The organism is Candidatus Methylopumilus universalis (assembly GCF_006364435.1).
In the GTDB taxonomy this organism is placed as follows: domain Bacteria; phylum Pseudomonadota; class Gammaproteobacteria; order Burkholderiales; family Methylophilaceae; genus Methylopumilus; species Methylopumilus universalis.
This window is the reverse complement of sequence record NZ_CP040977.1, coordinates 157,339-175,783: the sequence shown is the minus strand read 5'-3', so window position 1 is coordinate 175,783 and position 18,445 is coordinate 157,339. Positions and strand designations below refer to the sequence as shown.

General features: G+C 35.5%; 26 protein-coding genes. All 26 read right to left on the bottom strand.

The features are described from left to right. Positions 1–6: 6 nt before the first annotated feature. Entirely contained in the window at positions 7–723 is a 717-nt protein-coding gene (tatC, locus tag FIT70_RS00995) for a twin-arginine translocase subunit TatC (RefSeq protein WP_139874194.1), read from the bottom strand. Further along, entirely contained in the window at positions 720–944 is a 225-nt protein-coding gene (gene tatB, locus FIT70_RS00990) for a Sec-independent protein translocase protein TatB (RefSeq protein ID WP_052734595.1), read from the bottom strand. The genes tatC and tatB overlap by 4 nt, the downstream gene beginning before the upstream one ends. Positions 945–949: 5 nt before the next feature. Beyond that, positions 950–1,147 (bottom strand): Sec-independent protein translocase subunit TatA, encoded by a 198-nt coding sequence (gene tatA / locus FIT70_RS00985; RefSeq protein WP_139869997.1) that lies wholly within the window; start codon positions 1,145–1,147, stop codon positions 950–952. A gap of 13 nt (positions 1,148–1,160) precedes the next feature. After that, positions 1,161–1,493: a histidine triad nucleotide-binding protein gene (locus tag FIT70_RS00980; RefSeq protein WP_139866831.1), complete on the bottom strand. Its 333-nt coding sequence runs from the start codon at positions 1,491–1,493 to the stop codon at positions 1,161–1,163. Further along, positions 1,490–1,819, bottom strand: coding sequence for a phosphoribosyl-ATP diphosphatase (locus tag FIT70_RS00975; RefSeq protein WP_139866829.1), 330 nt, complete (start codon positions 1,817–1,819; stop codon positions 1,490–1,492). Before FIT70_RS00975 ends, FIT70_RS00980 begins: the two co-directional genes overlap by 4 nt. A gap of 5 nt (positions 1,820–1,824) precedes the next feature. Beyond that, positions 1,825–2,211: a phosphoribosyl-AMP cyclohydrolase gene (hisI, locus tag FIT70_RS00970; protein ID WP_139866827.1), complete on the bottom strand. Its 387-nt coding sequence runs from the start codon at positions 2,209–2,211 to the stop codon at positions 1,825–1,827. After that, positions 2,208–2,978: an imidazole glycerol phosphate synthase subunit HisF gene (gene hisF / locus FIT70_RS00965; protein WP_139869996.1), complete on the bottom strand. Its 771-nt coding sequence runs from the start codon at positions 2,976–2,978 to the stop codon at positions 2,208–2,210. Before hisF ends, hisI begins: the two co-directional genes overlap by 4 nt. Next, positions 2,979–3,719, bottom strand: coding sequence for a 1-(5-phosphoribosyl)-5-[(5-phosphoribosylamino)methylideneamino]imidazole-4-carboxamide isomerase (gene hisA / locus FIT70_RS00960; RefSeq protein WP_139866817.1), 741 nt, complete (start codon positions 3,717–3,719; stop codon positions 2,979–2,981). Between the two features lie 11 nt (positions 3,720–3,730). Beyond that, positions 3,731–4,363, bottom strand: a complete 633-nt coding sequence (gene hisH, locus FIT70_RS00955; RefSeq protein WP_139866815.1) for an imidazole glycerol phosphate synthase subunit HisH — start codon at positions 4,361–4,363, stop codon at positions 3,731–3,733. A 22-nt stretch (positions 4,364–4,385) separates the two neighbouring features. Then, positions 4,386–4,976, bottom strand: coding sequence for an imidazoleglycerol-phosphate dehydratase HisB (gene hisB, locus FIT70_RS00950; RefSeq protein WP_139866813.1), 591 nt, complete (start codon positions 4,974–4,976; stop codon positions 4,386–4,388). Between the two features lie 65 nt (positions 4,977–5,041). Further along, positions 5,042–6,106, bottom strand: coding sequence for a histidinol-phosphate transaminase (gene hisC, locus FIT70_RS00945; RefSeq protein ID WP_139930349.1), 1,065 nt, complete (start codon positions 6,104–6,106; stop codon positions 5,042–5,044). Beyond that, the gene (gene hisD, locus FIT70_RS00940; protein ID WP_420897686.1) at positions 6,099–7,403 is read right to left on the bottom strand and encodes a histidinol dehydrogenase; all 1,305 of its coding nucleotides are present in this window, start codon (positions 7,401–7,403) and stop codon (positions 6,099–6,101) included. The genes hisC and hisD overlap by 8 nt, the downstream gene beginning before the upstream one ends. Before the next feature lie 8 nt (positions 7,404–7,411). Further along, complete coding sequence (gene hisG / locus FIT70_RS00935; RefSeq protein WP_139930347.1) at positions 7,412–8,053, bottom strand: ATP phosphoribosyltransferase; 642 nt, start codon at positions 8,051–8,053, stop codon at positions 7,412–7,414. Position 8,054: 1 nt separating this feature from the next. Next, a complete protein-coding gene (gene murA / locus FIT70_RS00930) occupies positions 8,055–9,320 on the bottom strand; it encodes a UDP-N-acetylglucosamine 1-carboxyvinyltransferase (protein WP_139874189.1) in 1,266 nt (421 codons plus the stop codon). Position 9,321: 1 nt separating this feature from the next. Next, positions 9,322–9,633, bottom strand: a complete 312-nt coding sequence (gene grxD / locus FIT70_RS00925; protein ID WP_139866806.1) for a Grx4 family monothiol glutaredoxin — start codon at positions 9,631–9,633, stop codon at positions 9,322–9,324. Between the two features lie 16 nt (positions 9,634–9,649). After that, the gene (locus FIT70_RS00920; protein WP_139866804.1) at positions 9,650–9,892 is read right to left on the bottom strand and encodes a BolA family protein; all 243 of its coding nucleotides are present in this window, start codon (positions 9,890–9,892) and stop codon (positions 9,650–9,652) included. A gap of 3 nt (positions 9,893–9,895) precedes the next feature. Continuing rightward, positions 9,896–10,672, bottom strand: a complete 777-nt coding sequence (locus tag FIT70_RS00915) for an ABC transporter permease (protein ID WP_139866802.1) — start codon at positions 10,670–10,672, stop codon at positions 9,896–9,898. Then, positions 10,669–11,580, bottom strand: coding sequence for an ABC transporter ATP-binding protein (locus FIT70_RS00910; protein ID WP_139930345.1), 912 nt, complete (start codon positions 11,578–11,580; stop codon positions 10,669–10,671). The genes FIT70_RS00915 and FIT70_RS00910 overlap by 4 nt, the downstream gene beginning before the upstream one ends. Positions 11,581–11,628: 48 nt before the next feature. Further along, entirely contained in the window at positions 11,629–11,913 is a 285-nt protein-coding gene (locus FIT70_RS00905) for an STAS domain-containing protein (protein ID WP_139869989.1), read from the bottom strand. Continuing rightward, positions 11,910–12,521, bottom strand: a complete 612-nt coding sequence (locus FIT70_RS00900; RefSeq protein WP_139870991.1) for an MlaC/ttg2D family ABC transporter substrate-binding protein — start codon at positions 12,519–12,521, stop codon at positions 11,910–11,912. The genes FIT70_RS00905 and FIT70_RS00900 overlap by 4 nt, the downstream gene beginning before the upstream one ends. Positions 12,522–12,548: 27 nt before the next feature. Continuing rightward, positions 12,549–13,016, bottom strand: a complete 468-nt coding sequence (gene mlaD / locus FIT70_RS00895) for an outer membrane lipid asymmetry maintenance protein MlaD (RefSeq protein WP_139870989.1) — start codon at positions 13,014–13,016, stop codon at positions 12,549–12,551. A gap of 18 nt (positions 13,017–13,034) precedes the next feature. Next, positions 13,035–13,823 carry a lipid asymmetry maintenance ABC transporter permease subunit MlaE gene (gene mlaE / locus FIT70_RS00890; RefSeq protein ID WP_139874188.1) on the bottom strand — a complete coding sequence of 263 codons (789 nt, stop codon included), beginning with the start codon at positions 13,821–13,823 and terminating at the stop codon, positions 13,035–13,037. A gap of 2 nt (positions 13,824–13,825) precedes the next feature. Beyond that, positions 13,826–14,626 (bottom strand): ABC transporter ATP-binding protein, encoded by an 801-nt coding sequence (locus FIT70_RS00885; RefSeq protein ID WP_139929286.1) that lies wholly within the window; start codon positions 14,624–14,626, stop codon positions 13,826–13,828. Between the two features lie 28 nt (positions 14,627–14,654). Continuing rightward, on the bottom strand, positions 14,655–15,788 hold the full coding sequence (gene ccsB, locus FIT70_RS00880) for a c-type cytochrome biogenesis protein CcsB (protein WP_139884182.1): 1,134 nt from the start codon (positions 15,786–15,788) through the stop codon (positions 14,655–14,657). Between the two features lie 10 nt (positions 15,789–15,798). Next, a complete protein-coding gene (locus tag FIT70_RS00875) occupies positions 15,799–17,736 on the bottom strand; it encodes a cytochrome c biogenesis protein ResB (protein ID WP_317615555.1) in 1,938 nt (645 codons plus the stop codon). A gap of 82 nt (positions 17,737–17,818) precedes the next feature. After that, positions 17,819–18,433 carry a c-type cytochrome gene (locus FIT70_RS00870; RefSeq protein WP_139930343.1) on the bottom strand — a complete coding sequence of 205 codons (615 nt, stop codon included), beginning with the start codon at positions 18,431–18,433 and terminating at the stop codon, positions 17,819–17,821. Between the last annotated feature and the right edge of the window lie 12 nt (positions 18,434–18,445).

The window sequence follows — 18,445 nt, the reverse complement described above, 5'->3', positions numbered from 1 at the left end:
AGCTTATCAAGCCTTTAAGTTAATTCGTTTTGATACAAATAAGCCCAATTCATATAAAAAACACAATGGAATAGCCAAGCAAAATTGTGAGATAACATCAGGTGGTGTCAAAATAGCGCTAATGATAAAGGCAATAACAATCATATAAGGTCTTGCTTCTTCCAATTTTTTAACCTTTACCCATCCTAATGTTACTAATATAAGAATGATCACAGGCACTTCGAATGCCAAACCAAATGAAATGAGTAAGGATAAAATTAAATCTAAATAATTTGAAATATCTATCATCAAGCTTACATTTGATGGCGTCATGAGAATAAAGAAATTAAATACAATTGGGAAAATTAGGTAGTAAGCAAAGGCCATCCCTATAAAGAACAATACAAATCCACTTACAAAGGAAAATAAAATTAATTTTTTTTCTTTTTTATAAAGTCCAGGAGAAATAAAACGCCACAACTGATAAAAAATAAAAGGAAGTGAAAGCAAAAATGAAACAAAAGCTGTGATTTTAAGTGGTACTAAAAAAGTTGAAGTAAGACCTGTACTGACAAGCCTGTTCCCATCCGTTAACTTAGCAATGATTGGCGCTGAAAAAAAACTGTAAATATCATTTGCATAAAAACTTAAACATATAAAAATAATAATAAAACTAACCGCAGCCCTAAAAAGAGTATTTCTTAATTCAATGAGTTGCTGAATAAAAGGTTTAAAGTGAGTCACCGAGATTTAATCGACTTTTTTTTAATTTCACGCTGGATTTTTTGAAGCTCTTTAAACTTTTCTTCTCGCTCAATTTCTTCTTTAAGTTTGCCAATGTAGCTTTGGGCTCTTCCAGTAAGCTTGCCTAGGACTTTAGCTACCTTAGGCAACTTTTCTGGGCCGATGACCATAAGTGCCACAAAAAAAATAACAACTAATTCTGAGAATGAAACATCAAACATTAAACTTATTTTCTGGCTCTTGTTTTTGATGTTCTTCGAATTGATTTTTTAACTTTAGTTGTATTTTCATTCTTGACAGCATCTTTAAAGTTTTTAATGGCAGCGCCTAAGTCGCTACCAATATTTCTTAATTTACTTGTGCCGAAAATTAAGAAGACAATTAATAAAACTATTAGCCAATGTGTAATACTTGAAAAGCCCATAAAAACTCCCTTATTAAATTTTTGCTAGTTTTGAACTTCCACCATATACATGAAAGTGCATATGAAAAACTTCTTGACCGCCTTCGACACCAGAATTAATCATTGTTCGAAAACCTTTTAATCCCAAATCTTTTGCTAACTTCGGCGCTAATAGAAGCATATTCGATATGATGTCCTTATCAGATTCATTGCAGGCCATTAAATTTTCAATATGTTTTTTGGGTGTTATAAGAAAATGCACCTTATCAATGGGGTGAACATCATGAAAAGCAATTAACTCATCATTCTCAAATATTTTTTTGCTAGGTATAGAACCGTCAATAATTTTACAAAAAATGCAGGTCATATTATTTTGCTTTTTGAACGGTTTTCTTTCTCTTCAATACCCGAAGTGCCTTCTCTCTTTGCAAGTTCATTCAAAATATCTTCTGCACTTAAATTTTTATGTGCCATTAATACTAAAGTATGAAACCAAAGATCGGCGACTTCGTGAATAAGCTCTTTATTATCTCCTTGGCGCGCGGCAATAATTGTTTCGAAAGCCTCTTCATTTACTTTTTTTAAAATAGCTTCTAATCCATCGCGATACAAAGAAGCTGTATATGACTTAGTCGGATCATCTTTTTTTCTAGCTTCGAGTGTTTCCGTAAGCTTTTTTAAAATAGTATTCATATTATTTATTTTTTATAAATATCTTTAGGCTCTTTGATGACGACATGATCAGTTACCCAAATGCCTTTATCATCTAATTTTTGGTAGAAACAAGTTTCACGTCCAGTATGGCAAGCAATATTTTCAACTTGCTCGATTTTAATCAAAATAACATCGCCATCACAATCAAGTCTTATTTCACGAACATTTTGTGTGTGCCCGGATTCCTCACCTTTTTCCCAAATTTTTTTCCTAGATCTTGACCAATAAAAGGCTTTTTTATTTTTTTGTGTGAGCTCCAAAGCTTCTTCGTTCATCCATGCAAACATAAGAACTTTGTTTGTTTTATAGTCTTGAGCGATCACCGGCACAAGGCCATCAGAGTCCCATTTAATTGAATGTATCCAGCTCATTGACGAATCTCTATGTGATTAGACTTCATAAATGCTTTTGCTTCATCGATTGTATATTCTCCAAAGTGAAATATACTTGCTGCTAGGACTGCATCAGCTCCACCTATTTTTATACCATCTACAAGATGCTGAAGGTCTCCAACGCCTCCGGAAGCAATAATAGGCACATCTACTTTATCAGATATTGCCTTAATCAATTCGAGATCAAACCCTTTTTTTGTCCCGTCTCGATCCATGCTCGTAATTAATAATTCGCCTGCGCCTAATGAAGCCATTTTCGCAGCCCATTCAATTGCATCTAGCCCAGTAGCATTTCTGCCTCCATGGGTAAATACCTGCCAAAAAGATTTATCTCCCTGGACTGTTAACTTTGCATCTATTGCAACAACAATACACTGGGAACCAAAACGAGATGAAGTTTGATAAACAATATCTGGATTAACAATTGCTGATGTATTAATACTGACTTTGTCAGCACCTGCATTAAGTAAATTTCTTACATCTTCTATAGTTCGAACACCGCCGCCTACAGTCAGCGGTATAAAAACTTCTTTTGCAACTTTTTCAATAATATGAAGTATCAAACCTCGATTATCTGAACTTGCTGTGATATCTAAAAAAGTTAATTCATCGGCGCCTTGTTCGTTATATTTTTTTGCAACCTCTACGGGGTCTCCTGCATCTTTTAACTCTAAAAAATTAATACCTTTAACCACTCTGCCATCAGTCACATCTAGACAAGGAATAATTCTTTTTGCGAGCGACATTTACTTGATAAGCTCATCTGCGAGTGCTTGTGCTGCCTTAAAATCAAGTGTGCCCTCGTATATGGCCCTGCCTGTAATTGCTCCAATGACACCCGAATAGGCAATTGAACTTAAATTTCTAATATCTTCTAGATTGGTCACCCCACCACTGGCAATGACAGGAATCGTTAGCGCCTCAGCTAGTTTTTCGGTCGCCTCAATATTTAATCCATTTAACATGCCATCACGTCCAATATCTGTATAGATGATTCCTTCAACACCATATCCTTCAAATTTTTTTGCAAGTTCAATCACATTGTGTCCAGTTAATTTAGCCCACCCATCAATGGCCACTTCTCCTTCTTTTGCATCAAGTCCGACAATGATTTGCCCAGGAAATGCATAACAGGCCTCATGAAGGAAGCCAGGATTTTTAACCGCAGCTGTTCCTATGATGATGTAGTCAACTCCGCTATTAAGGTATTTTTCTACGGTATCGAGATTACGAATGCCACCGCCTAATTGAATTGGAATCGCACCATCAACTTCTTTTACAATTGCTTTAATCGCCGATTCATTGACTGGTTTGCCTGCAAAAGCACCATTTAGATCGACCAGATGCAATCTTCTTGCGCCAAGGTCTGTCCATTGCTTTGCTACCTGTCCAGGGTTTTCTGAAAAGATTGTTGATTCTTCCATTAAGCCTTGCTTAAGCCTAACGCACTTACCATCTTTTAGATCAATCGCTGGAATAATTAACATAAACTAAAAACCTATACTGACCATTGAACGAAGTTTTTTATAAGCTGTAAGCCAGCTGTAGAACTTTTTTCTGGATGAAATTGCACTGCAAAAATATTTTCTTTAGCAATAGCACAACAAAATTTTTGTGCATATGACGTTTCAGCTGACACGATATTTTTATCTTTAGACTCTAAATAATAACTATGAACAAAATAAAATCGATCGTTATTACTGATGTTTTGCCATAAAGGATGATTATTTGTTTGTGACACTTCATTCCATCCCATATGAGGAATTTTTAACTTATGACCGCTTTCGTCCGCTGTATTTTCATTATTAAATCGCTTAATGGTGCCGCTCAACAATCCTAAGCCGTCCACATTGCCTTCTTCACTTTTATCAAATAGCATTTGCAAACCAATGCATATTCCTAAAAAAGGTTTTGTTTTTGCCGCGTCTAGAACAGAGGATCTTAAATTTCTTTCATCAAGCTCTCTTATGCAATCAGGCATAGCACCTTGGCCAGGAAAAACGACGTGATGTGCTTTTTTAATATCAGCAGGATTGCTTGTAACTTTAATATCAGCTTCAGGCGAGACTTGTTTAAAGGCATTAAATACTGACTTTAAATTTCCCATTCCATAATCAATGATTGCGATCATTATTATTTTGGTGAAAAAAGGTTTATAGACTACCTTTGGTTGAGGGGGTTATGCCAGAAATTTTTGGATCAATACAAACGGCCATTTTAAGAGCTCTTCCAAATGCCTTATATATTGTTTCTGCCTGGTGATGTGAGTTATCGCCTTTAAGATTGTCGATGTGCATCGTGATATTTGCATGATTTACGAACCCTTGAAAAAATTCGTGTATTAAATCAACGTCAAATTCACCTATAACCGCTCTTTTAAATTCAACATCAAATTCAAGTCCGGGCCTACCTGAGATATCAAGCACAACTCTAGACAAAGCTTCATCTAAAGGGATAATGGCTGAACCATATCTGGTAATGCCTTTTTTATCTCCGATTGCTTTATTGAAAGCCTGTCCAAGAACTATACCAACGTCTTCAACAGTATGATGTGCATCAATATGAAGATCGCCTTTTGCTGTGACTTCTAAATCAAACATACCATGACGCGCTACTTGGTCCAACATATGATCCAAGAAACCAATGCCAGTATTGAGTTTTGCACTCCCCTGACCATCAAGATTAATACTTACCTCAATTTTAGTTTCATTTGTATTTCTTGAAACGGATGCTGATCTTGTCATATTTTTTTACTTCAAAGTAGATAAGATATTTTAACTCATTAAAAATGTAATTAACATCAATTATTTCATGCGCTTAGGATAAGTTTTAAGGCTTTAAGCAATGAATCCATTTCTTCATCAGAACCAATTGTGAATCGAATATAAGAAGAAATTCGTATCGGATTATCAAAACGCCTTACCACAATTCCTTGATCTCTTAGTTTGCTTACGATTATGTTTCCCTCGACACTAGTATGTTTAGCAAAAATAAAATTAGCGCCTGAAGGAAGTACTGAAAAATTAAGGCTAGTCAGTTTTTCTATAAAATTTAATTTTGTATGAATAACTTTTTGGCAGATATTTTTAAAATATGAATCATCTTTGAAGGATTCAATGCCTGCAATTAATCCTAATCGATCTATCGGGTAAGAGTTAAAACTATCTTTGACTCTTATTAAAGCCTCAATAAGGTCTGCATGTCCTATAGCGTAACCGAGTCTTAATCCTGCCAATGATCTCGATTTAGAAAATGAATGGGTGACTAATAAATTATTGTATTTTTCTGTAAGGTGAATAACAGATTCCGTACCAAAATCGACATAAGCTTCATCTACAATCACTACAGAACTATTATTCTTTTTGAGGAAATTTTCAATCTGATTTGAAGTAATCGGAATGCCAGTAGGTGCATTTGGGTTTGGAAAAATAATACCTCCATTAGGTATTAAATAATCATTTAATACAATCTCAAATGCATCATTCAGAGGTATGACCTTAAAGTCAATTTCATACAGCTTGCAGTAAACGGGGTAAAAACTATAAGTAATATCAGGAAATAAAATAGGTGCGTTATGTTTTAAAAGTGCCTGAAAAGCAATGGCTAAAACTTCATCCGAACCATTGCCTACAAAAACATTATGAGTCTTTACTTTAAAATAATCTGCAATTGATGTTTTAAGTGCTTCTGAATTTGGGTCTGGGTATAGCCTTAAAGTGTCATCAGCAAACTGTTTAATTGCAGCAATAACTTTTGGGCTTGGCCCGTAAGGATTCTCGTTCGTATTTAACTTAACAAGATTATTAATTTTGGGTTGCTCGCCAGGAACGTATGGTGTTAAACCATGAACTACTTTGCTCCAAAATTTACTCATTATCTATACGATACTCTGCAGATTTTGCATGCGCCTGAAGTCCTTCGCCATGCGCCAAGACTGAAGCAATTTTTCCAAGCTTACGTGCGCCTTGATTGGATAATTTAATTAAGCTTGAGCGTTTTTGAAAATCATAAACGCCAAGTGGCGAAGAAAATCTTGCTGTTCTTGATGTAGGTAATACATGATTTGGTCCAGCACAATAGTCCCCTACAGCTTCGCATGTATTTCTTCCCATAAAAATAGCACCGGCATGTTTAATACTATTAATGAGCAGATCTGGATCATCTACTGAAAGCTCCAAATGTTCGGGTGAAATAAAATTTGAAATCTCTGCCGCTTCTTCTAATGTTTTTACTTTAATCATTGCACCTCTATTTTTTAAAGAAGTTTCAATAATATTTTTTCTAGGCATGCTTCCAATCAGCTTGTTAACACTTTCTTGAACCTGATCTAAAAAGGCAGCGCTTGGGCTAATTAAAATTGATTGTGCGAGCTCATCATGTTCTGCCTGAGAAAATAAATCCATAGCAATCCAATCTGGATTAGATTTTTCATCTGCAATAATAAGTATTTCTGAGGGTCCTGCAATCATATCAATACCAACCACACCAAAAACTCTTCTTTTAGCCTCTGCAACATAAGCATTGCCCGGCCCTACGATTTTGTCGACTTGAGGAATCATTTCCGTGCCATAGGCTAAAGCGCCTATTGCTTGAGCGCCACCAATTGCAAATACACGATCAACTTTTACAAGTGCTGCAGCTGCTAACACCAATTGGTTTCTTTCTCCAAGAGGAGATGGAACAACCATAATAATTTCTCGAACCCCAGCAACCTTTGCTGGAATTGCATTCATTAATACTGAAGAAGGATATGCGGCTTTCCCTCCAGGAACATATAAACCTACACGGTCTAATGATGTAACTTTTTGACCAAGTAACGTCTGATCGTCTTCTGTGTAGCTCCAAGAACTGATTAACTGTTTTTTGTGATATTCAAAAACTCTCTTAGCTGCCTCCTCAAGAGCCTCTCTCGATGCCGCAGGTAAATTTTCCAAAGCCAGATTTAGTTCTTCTTTAGAAATTTCTAACTCAGCCATGCGCGAAAAATCTACATGATCAAATTTTTTAGTATATTCAATCACGGCTTCGTCGCCTCTTTTTTTAACATCACTCAAAATTTCTGTGACAGTCTTTTCGATTTGAATATTATCTTCAGCCTCAAAGAAAATGAGCTGACTTAACTGATCTTTAAAGTTTGGATCTTCTGTGTTGAGTTTTTTAATTTGAATCATAGTTACGATTAGGCTTTGAGAGCTTTTTCAAATTGGCCAAGAATAGGCTGCAATAGCTCTCTTTTTAATTTTAAAGATGCTTGGTTAATAATTAGTCGCGAACTGATATCGCAAATGTCTTCAACAGCTATGAGATTATTAGCTTTTAACGTTTTCCCTGTGCTGACTAAATCTACAATGACATCTGCAAGTCCTACAAGGGGAGCTAGCTCCATTGAGCCATAAAGTTTAATTAAATCGATATGCATGCCTTTTTTTGCAAAGTGCTCTTTAGCGGTTTTTACATATTTTGTTGCTACCTTTAAACGAACGCCTCTTTTTACAGCGCCTGCGTAATCAAAATCTTGTTTAGCTGCGACCATCATTTTGCAACGTCCAATATTAAGATCAATTGGTTGATATAGCCCTTCGCCCATATATTCATCAAGGATATCTTTACCTGTAATACCAATATCAGCTGCGCCATATTCAACGTAAGTTGGTACATCTGTAGCTCTTACAATAATCAGTTTTATATCTTTTTGATTGGTATCTAAAATCAGTTTCCTTGACGTCTCAGGATTTTCATTACAAGTAATCCCTAGTCTTTCCAAAAGAGGGATGGTTTGTTCAAATATTCTTCCTTTAGATAATGCGATTGTAATTTTCATCTTAATGAATCCGTTTAATATTGGCACCTAGTTGATTTAATTTATCTTCTAATTTTTCATACCCACGATCAAGATGATAAATACGCTCAATCGTAGTTTGTCCTCTTGCTGCCAAACTTGCAATAACAAGGCTTGCGGAAGCCCTTAAATCTGTTGCCATCACGGAAGCCCCTTCTAAATATTCCTTGCCTCGAATAATTGCCGTATTTCCTCTAATATCGATTTGTGCCCCCATGCGAATAAGCTCTTGCACATGCATAAAACGATTTTCAAATATAGTTTCGGTAACTTCTGATACACCTTCTGCAATAGTATTTAATGCCATCATTTGCGCTTGCATATCTGTAGGAAATGCAGGGTAAGGCGCAGTTCTTATACTTACCGCCTTTAACTTTCCATCACTTTTAATACGTATCGAATTTTCGTATGACTCAATTTTAACGCCGGTTTCTATTAATTTTTGTGTAATCGCATCTAAGTATTTATGCTGTACATTTTTTAAAAGTACGTCGCCACCTGTCATTGCAACGGCTGCTAAATATGTGCCCGCCTCAATTCTATCAAATATCACGTCATGATTTGCTTTGTGAACTGAGTCCACGCCTTCAATTGTAATCACGTCAGTCCCTAGACCTTGAATCTTGGCTCCCATTTTATTTAAACACTGTCCAAGATCTACAACTTCAGGTTCTTTAGCAGCATTCTCTAAAACAGTTATCCCTTCGGCTAATGAAGCAGCCATCATTAAATTCTCGGTACCTGTAACAGTCACAATATCCATATAAAATTTACAGCCTTGTAACTTAGTCTTCGGTAAATGTTTTGTCGAAGCCTCAATATAGCCATTATGAATATCTATTTTTGCGCCCATTGCTTGTAAGCCTTTGATATGGATATCAACAGGCCTAGATCCAATAGCGCAACCTCCCGGCAATGAAACTCGCGCCTCACCAAATCTTGCAAGCAAAGGGCCTAAAACAAGAATAGAAGCGCGCATTGTTTTGACTCGCTCATAAGGCGCATTTTTATTAATAATTTCTTTTGCAGTTAATTCGGTTTTGTCTTTTGTAACCTGGATATTAACGCCCATATACTTCAGCAAAGACTTGGCTGTATTAACGTCCTGAAGATCTGGTACGTGTGTTAACGACAATGTATCTTCAGTAAGAAGAGATGCAATAAGTATAGGTAAGGCTGCGTTTTTAGCACCTGATATTTCAAGCTCGCCGTGAAGGGGTGACTGTCCTTGAATAACTAACTTATCCAAGTTATGAGTTAGCCTTTAATAACTTTACTAATTCTCCAGTTTCATACATCTCTTTAATAATGTCAGCACCGCCAATAAATTCGCCATGAATATAAAGCTGTGGAATAGTTGGCCAATTAGCAAATACTTTGATGCCTTCTCTTATTTCCGGGTCTTGCAATACATCAACAGCATGAAAATCAGTATCACAAGCATCTAAAATTTTAGTTGCTAGACTAGAAAATCCACACTGAGGAAATTTGGGGCTTCCTTTCATGTATAAAACTACATTGTGTTCATTGATTGTTTTTTGTATCTTATCTTGCACACTCATGCCTTACTCCTCAATATTACGTTTTTAATTGATCCCATTCATTTGGCGTATAAGTCTTCATAGATAAAGCATGAATGTCACTTTTCATCTTATCGCCTAAAGCATTAAATACCAATTGGTGTTGTTTAACTCGATTTAATCCTTCAAATAAACTACTGACAATGGTGCCTTCAAAATGAGCACCATCCTCACCTAAAATTTCAACAAACTCACATTCAAGTTTTTCAATAATCGATTGTTTAATATCGTTGGATGTCATCTTTTAACTTCTTAATTTATAGCCGGATTTTAACATTCCTAAGGTAAGGGAAGCTAACACAATGAAAAAGAAGGTCACGATTGAAAGGCTTAACAATGGAGCGACGTCAGATTGCCCAAAAAAACCATATCTAAAACCATCAATCATATAGAAGAAAGGATTGAGCTGAGATAGCTTTTGCCAAAAAGGCGGCAAGGAGTGAATTGAATAAAATACCCCTGATAAAAAAGATAATGGCATGATCACAAAATTTTGGAAGACTGCCATCTGATCAAATCGATGAGCCCATATACCTGCAATGATGCCAAATGTTCCGAGCAATGCGCCACCAATCATTGCGAATCCAAAAATAATCCATGGATGCAACATAGGTAAATCTACATATAAAAGAGCAAATAAATAAATACAAGCGCCTACAAAAACACCTCTCACAATTGAAGCTATTAAGAAGGCCAAGAAGAATTGAAGATAGGTGATAGGTGTTAATAAAATAAATACAATATTTCCCATGACTTTCGACTGAATAAGACTTGATGAGCTATTTGCAAACGAATTTTGCAATAAGGACATCATGATCAATCCTGGAATAAGGAACGCAGTGTACTCAATATTGTCATAAACTTTCACGTGGTTTGCTAAAACATGAGAAAAAATAAGTAAGTAAAGAACTGCAGTAATAACTGGAGCTGCTACTGTTTGAAAAACTACACGCCAGAATCTTAATAGTTCTTTTTTAAGAAGCGTCCATGTCCCTAAAAATTCATTTTTAAAATTGATCATCTTTTACTTCCAGTAAGCTTCAAGAAGACATTTTCTAAATCAGAATTTGTAAGCTCCATATCCAATATTTTAATTTTTGTTTTTTTTAATTCGCCCATAATAAATTCTACTTCTGATATTTCTTCAAGTAAGAAGGTTATGAAATCATTATCTTTGGACTGAATGAGCTTTTGAATATTTATTGGAATTTTTTTCCCTTTTAAATCTAAACGTAATTTTAAATTTTTCGCTGAAAAGCGCTTTAATAAATTTCTCGTTTTGTCTAATGCGACTACCTTGCCCTGATCCATCATAGCTACGCGGCTGCATAAGGCCTCAGCTTCTTCTAAATAATGCGTAGTTAGAACAATGGTGTGGCCTTTTTGATTCAGTTTTTTAATAAACTGCCATAGTCTGTTTCTTAGCTCTACGTCTACTCCAGCTGTTGGCTCATCTAGAACAATGACTGGAGGTTTATGCACGAGCGCTTGTGCAATTAAAGCCCTCCTTTTCATGCCACCAGAAAGCATTCTCATATTTGTATTAGCCTTTTCTTGAAGATCAAGGCCTTCAATTACTTCATCAATCCAATCATCATTTTCTCGACCTTTACCAAAATAACCGGCTTGAAATCTGAGCATTTCGCGTACATTAAAAAAAGGGTCGAATACTAATTCTTGTGGCACAACACCAAGCGATCTTCTCGCATTTTGATAATCTTGAATGACGTCATATCCCATAACTTTGATTGATCCAGAGGATGGCTTTGCGAGTCCGGCTAGAATATTAATAAGTGTTGATTTGCCTGCACCATTTGGTCCTAACAACGCAAAAAATTCGCCTTCTTCAATGGTTAAATCAATACCTTTGAGAGCTTCTAATTTACCGAAGCTTTTTTTAACTTTATTAAATACAATGGCTTTTTTCATTGGAATGAGTAAAGGAAGTTTCTTAAAATGAAATTTAAGAAGAGGGCTTTAATGAAGGGAAGATACAAGATCTTCCACCCCGTATAATTTAGCAAGGCTATTTAAATTCTTTGGTAAATTCTTAAAAGTAAAATGTGATCGAGATTTCTTAGCTTGTCTTTGTAATTCAAAAATTAAACTTAATGTTGAAGTATCAATTGAAGTTACTTTTGAAAAATCAATTGTTGTTTTTTTATCTGCTTCTTGTTTATTAATTAAATCAATGATGGCGGGTATCTTTTCAATCGTAAGATCGCCACTTAAATTCCATTGATTTTTATCAAAATCGATCATTTGTTTGCGGTCTTATCAAAATTAGCATTCTTCTCGGCAAGTTTTGCAATAAGAGAAGCCATTCCATTCTGTTTAATTTCATTACCAAATTGGCCGCGATAATTTGTTACCAAGCTCACTCCTTCAATAATAATGTCAAAAACTTTCCATGAATTACCATCTTTTTCAAGCATGTAATCAATAGGCAAAGGTGGTGCACCTGGTTGTAATACCTCTGTTTTAATTAACACTTCCTCGTCTGTGGTCTCAAATCGGGCTGGCTTATAGTTGAGCTTCTGATCTTTAAATCTCAATAGAGCGGTACCATAAGTTTTTACAAGCATAGTTCTAAATTCTTTTTTGAAGGCCTCCTGCTCTTCTTTTGTTGCAGCTGGATAAGCTTTACCTAATACAAGTCTAGAGATGCGATCAAAATCAAAATAAGGCAATATCTTCTCTTCAGTAATTTTATAAGCTTTTTCTCTATTCCCTGCTTTTAAATCTTTATCTGTTTTTAAAATTTCAAAAATTTCATCGGCTATTTTCTTAACAAAAACATCAGGCGCCTCTGCAGCAAATATGCTCATCGACATCATTAGACTTAAGATCACTAATAAAAACTTTTTCATAGCTTTAAAATTCCTTTTAAATTTTAATTATTTTTTAGGCTCTTCAGTGGCTTTGTTATATAAAAACTGACTGATGAGCTTTTCTAATACAACCGCATCTTGAGTCTTAGAAATACGATCTCCCTCTTTAAGAAAGTGATCATCGCCACCTGCTTCTAAACTAATATATTGTTCACCTAATAATCCTGATGTATAAATATTTGCAAAAGTATCTTTAGGAAACGGATATCTTTTGTCTATTTTTAAGGTCACAACAGCTTGATAAGCTTTGGTGTCAAATTTGATGCTATCAATACGGCCTACAACAACACCAGAACTCTTAACAGGCGCTCTTGGTTTGAGGCCTCCAATATTCTCATAATTTGCCGTGACTGCATAGGTTTCACCTAGTGTGTTGCTTGTTAGGTTTCCTACTTTCATAGCAAGGCCCATAAGTGCAGCAATTCCCATCGCTACAAATAAACCTACCCAAATGTCTAATGTTGTCTTATCCATATTTACTCCAATCCTATATCAATGCGCAATCATAAACGAAGTTAAAATAAAATCTAATCCCAAAACGGTCAATGAAGAAGTCACGACAGTTCTTGTGGTGGCTCGACTAACGCCTTCTGCTGTTGGAGGGGCGTCGAAGCCTTCATAGAGGGCAATAATCGTACAAGCAATTCCAAATACAACGCTCTTAATCAGCCCGTTAATCACATCAAATCTAAAATCAATATTTACGTTCATCTGTGACCAAAATGCACCGTGATCAACACCGATGATGGGCACTGCAACCAAATAACCGCCCATCACTCCTACCATTGAAAAAATGGAAGCTAATATGGGCATTGAAATGACGCCCGCCCAAAATCTTGGGGCAATAATTCTAGCAATGGGGCTTACGGCCATCATTTCCATAGCCGATAATTGCTCGGTAGCCTTCATTAAGCCAATTTCAGCAGTGATTGCTGTGCCAGCTCTACCAGCAAATAAGAGTGCGGTTATCACGGGTCCAAGCTCCCTTAGGAGCGCTAATGCCACCAAAACACCAATAGATTCTGATGAGCCATATTTTTGAAGCGTGTAATAACCTTGCAAACCTAAGACCATGCCTACGAAAAAAGCTGACACTATGATAATAATTAAAGACATCACCCCAGTAAAATAAATTTCACGGATCGTTAAATGAATACGCCTAAAACTTTCACCTGAATAAATTAGAGTTAATAAAAATAAACGTGTAGCAGAGCCAAGACGCCAAATTCTTGAAGTCACTTGGCTACCTAGGCCACTTAAAATTTTAAAAATTGGGTTCATGATTAAATAGACTCGTAAATATCTTTTTTGTAACTAGGTGCATTGTAATGGAATGGGACGGGACCGTCTTTTTCGCCATGAACAAATTGATGCACAAAAGGCAGTTTAGATTTTGATAGTTCTTTCGGTGTGCCCTCTGCAGCGACGATTCCATCTGCAATAAAATAAATATAGTCTGCAAAAGAAAAAGCTTCTTCTACATCATGCGTCACAATAATTGAAGTTGCCCCTAACGCATCGTTGAGCGTTCTAATGAGGTCACAAATCACTGCCATAGAAATAGGGTCTAATCCTGCAAAAGGCTCGTCATACATAATAATATCTGGGTCTAATGCAATGGCTCTTGCAAGTGCAACACGTCTTGCCATGCCGCCTGAGAGTTCAGTAGCCATAAGCTTATGAGCTCCTCGAAGACCTACAGCGTTAAGTTTCATAAGCACTAAATCACGAATCATGCTTTCAGGTAATTTTGTATGTTCACGAATTGGAAATGCCACATTGTCAAATACAGACAAGTCTGTAAAAAGTGCGCCATGCTGGAAAAGCATGCCCATTTTTCTTCGCAATTCATAAATGCCTTGCCTATCTTGTTTGTGAACAATCTTGCCGTCAACAGAAACCTGACCTGCCTTAGGTTTAATTTGCCCACCAATCAAACGAAGAATAGTTGTTTTACCACAACCACTTCCACCCATAATAGCCGTGACTTTACCCCGAGGAAAAACCATATTGATATCTTTATGAAGCATACGATTATCGTAGCCAAAAGATAGATTTTTAATTTCGACTATATTTTTTTGGATCATATTTGAAAGTTCATTTTATATGGAATTATAATTCGCCATATGAATGTAGCCCAGATAAAAACATATTAACGCCTAAAAAAGCGAAAGTAGTAATAATGAGTCCAATCAAAGCCCACCAAGCTAAAATAGAACCTCTTAAGCCTTTGACGATTCGATAATGAAGCCAGGCTGCGTAATTTAACCAAACAATCAGCGCCCATGTTTCTTTAGGATCCCATGACCAATAACCGCCCCAAGCTTCCGCCGCCCATATAGCGCCTAATATCGTTGCGATTGTAAAAAAGATAAATCCAATTGCAATAGATTTATAAATAAGATCATCAAGTACAGCTGGTTTTGGTAAATAAGAAGTGAGTATTTTTTTACCTGAAAGTAAATAAGCTACCGACACCATGGCTGCCAATGAAAAAGATCCATATCCAATGAAATTTGCGGGTACATGTATTTTCATCCAATAAGATTGAAGCGCTGGCACCAATGGCTGCACTCCATCTGCTTGACGATCAAATGTGTACCATAAAATAAATCCTACAGCTGCATTAATAATAATTAGTACAAATGCGCCTAGCTTTTTAGTATTTAATTTTTCTTCGTAAAATAAATATAAAAGCGATGTGATTAAGCAAAATAAAATAAATACTTCATATAAGTTACTAATCGGAATATGACCAACATCGAGACCTATTAAGTAAGATTCATACCATCTTACTAGTAATCCAATAAATCCAAATAGAGTAGCCACTGATGTAAAAGAGGATGCAATATCATCAAGGAAATTATTTTTTGTAAGAAGTCCTATCCAATACAGTAAAAGTGATAAAACAAAAAACACATTCATCCACATAATGGCCGGTTGGCTTGCTATTAAATATTTCAATAAAAAAACTTGTTCGTTATTGATTAACACCCCTTTATATAGCTGGATAGAGAAAAGACTGATTATAAAAACTAATATTGTGATTTTTTTAAAATGACTCCAGCTCCAACCAAGCCAACTAAAAAAACCAACACTTCCGAATAAAATTACCTTTTCGTAAATATCCATGTAGCTATGAAATGTTTTTAGTGCGTACAAAGCACCACCTAACAAAAAGATCAGATACAAAACATTAAATGTTTGAGAAGTTGTTTTTGAAGATTTAAATAATTTAGTTAACATAGCTCACCTATCATTGAATAATTTTCCGAATATCGTTAGTTAATTTTTTGTAATCACTTTCAAAATCTATATTTTTGCGATTAGAGCTCAGTGCAAATATAACGCCACCTTTTGCCTTAATAAGTAACCAAAATTTTCTTTCATGTAAATAAATCATTGAAAAAATACCAAGCACTAAACTTAAAGACCCCAAATACACCCAAAATTGTCCAGGCGATTTAGTCAGCTGAAGTCCGCTTGCCTCTTTTTGTTCGTAATTCGTCAATTCAAAATAATAAGGAGATCCAAAGAAAAACATGTCGCTATATGCATTTAACGAGTCTTGAATAAATTTAATACGCCCTTGATCAAGCTCTTTTCCTAAAAAATTAAATCGATTTCTATAAAGCTCGACTGATGCAATATCAATAATTTTTAAATAAGTCTGTGCGGCTTTTTCTTTTTCACTAGGAGGGATATTTCTATCTAAGTTTTCAGAAACACTTGAAAATCCTCCCTGTGCAAATAAGGTCATTAATTTATTGACACTATTTTCAAACGATTCTTTAACAGTATCATTTTTGTCTGCATTCATGGATTGATTTGCTATTTTCTTTGCGACAGCCGAAATCAAAGCTTCATTTTGAAGTGCCTCTTTAAATAACATAAAGTCATCAATTGACCCTTTTTTATCTGCAGGAACTTTTAAATATTTGAACTCTTCTTGCGGCGTTTCTCTCATGCCGGTAATAAAGAAAGAACGTCCATCAATTTCCATGGCATATTGATATGAAAGGTATTCGCGAGCCTGTCCTGAGTTATTTCTAATTTTATAGGTAACGCTTGGGCCTACATTTCTGGGTTTTTCTTTCTCGCCCTCTTTTAAATGCAATATATTAAACTTCCTAAAATCATTAAATTCATAGGTGATTTGATCTTTATCCAATTTAACTTTTTCAAAGATTTGTCCGCCTATTTTTTGAGGGGCATTCGAATTGAATAAGCTCCGTAATTTAATATCGAGTTTTGTACCGCCATCCTGGAAATCTGATTGATATATTGCAATACCTTTATAAGTAAAAGGATGGTTCACACTAATTGTTTTTTCTATACTTTGGGGGAATTCTGGATCGGAAATAACCAAATCACTTTCAAATGATTTTGGCATGCCTGTTGAATAATGGTTAATTCTAAAATCTTTTAAAGTTATTTTGAAAGGTAAATCTTGTACAAGATACCCATCCTTCATTCTCACAAATGCAACATTATCTGAACCACCTTCAACAAGCGTCATATTCGCCCTAAATGAAGTATTGTCAGAACTTAACCTGCTGACCTCTGGGACTTTTGATGCTGGTATATCTAATGTTTCTATCTTTTTATACCCTAGCAACTCTTGAGCTTTAAAAGTTAAATTTCCATCCAATAGTCCGCCCAAGCAAATTACTACTACGCCCACATGAGTCAAAATATAACCTAAACGCTGATAATTACCTTTTTTGGCTACAATTAAAATATCACCATTTTCTTTTGATTTCTCTTTGATCTTAAATTTAACTTGCTTTAAATAATTAAGAATTTTTGAAACATTCACATTCTTTTTATTTTTTATAACAAGATGGTGCGAGAAGGATAGAAGAGATTTCTCCTCCAAAGAGTCTTTAAATACTAGAAAATCTTTAAGAATTGCTGGTGTATTTTTAGAAATGCAAAGCGTTGTAGATATGACTAAGAAAAGTAGGATCGTTAAAAACCAAATGCTGTGATAAACATCATAGAGGCCAATCTTTTCAAAATATCCAAACCAAAATTGACCAAATTTAATAATGTAATTTTCATATGGCTCATTTTGCTTAAGAATTGTGCCTATGATTGATGCAATACCCAAAAATACAAGCATCGAGACTGCAAAGCTCATTGAGCTCAGAAGTTGGTTTATTTTTCTGGCATTAAATGTAGTAGATTTCAAAATGACTCATTTTTAAAAATGAAAAGTTTCGACTACGAAAACTGCAAAGAAGTTGCAGTGATTAAATAAGAACGAGAAGGGTTTATCTTAAGCCTTGGATATAATCAGCTACTGCTTCCATTTCTTGATCCGTCAGTTTAGCCGCAATAGTTCGCATCATTTTTGCTTCATCGTTTGCCCGAGCACCTAATCTAAACTGTCTTAATTGATTTAAAACATATTCTGAGTGTTGGCCGCTTAAGCGAGGATATTTAATAGGCAAACCGTCACCTGAGGGACCATGACATGAAGCACATGCTGGGACAGCATTAGCTTGGATACCAGCTCGGTAGATTTTTTCTCCTAAAGATCCTGAGCCATTTGTTTTGGCTTGCCCCAAACTTAACGTCTGATTTGAAAAATATTCTGCCACAGAATGCATATCTGCATCTGATAGCATTCCTGCCATACCAGACATGACAGCATTTGCGCGCGCGCCTGATTTAAAATTAGCTAACTGTTTATAAAGGTATTCTGGGTGCTGTCCAGATAATTTCGGGTTAGCTGAAATTGCGCTATTACCATTGATTCCATGACATGCCGCACATACATTTGCAACTACTTTCGGCGGAGTTTTCTGAGCAATAGTTTCTGAAATCGCAGTACTTGAAATTAAAAAAGACAAGATGAGAATAAATAAAGCATTTCGACTGCTCATTGCGTAAAGCTC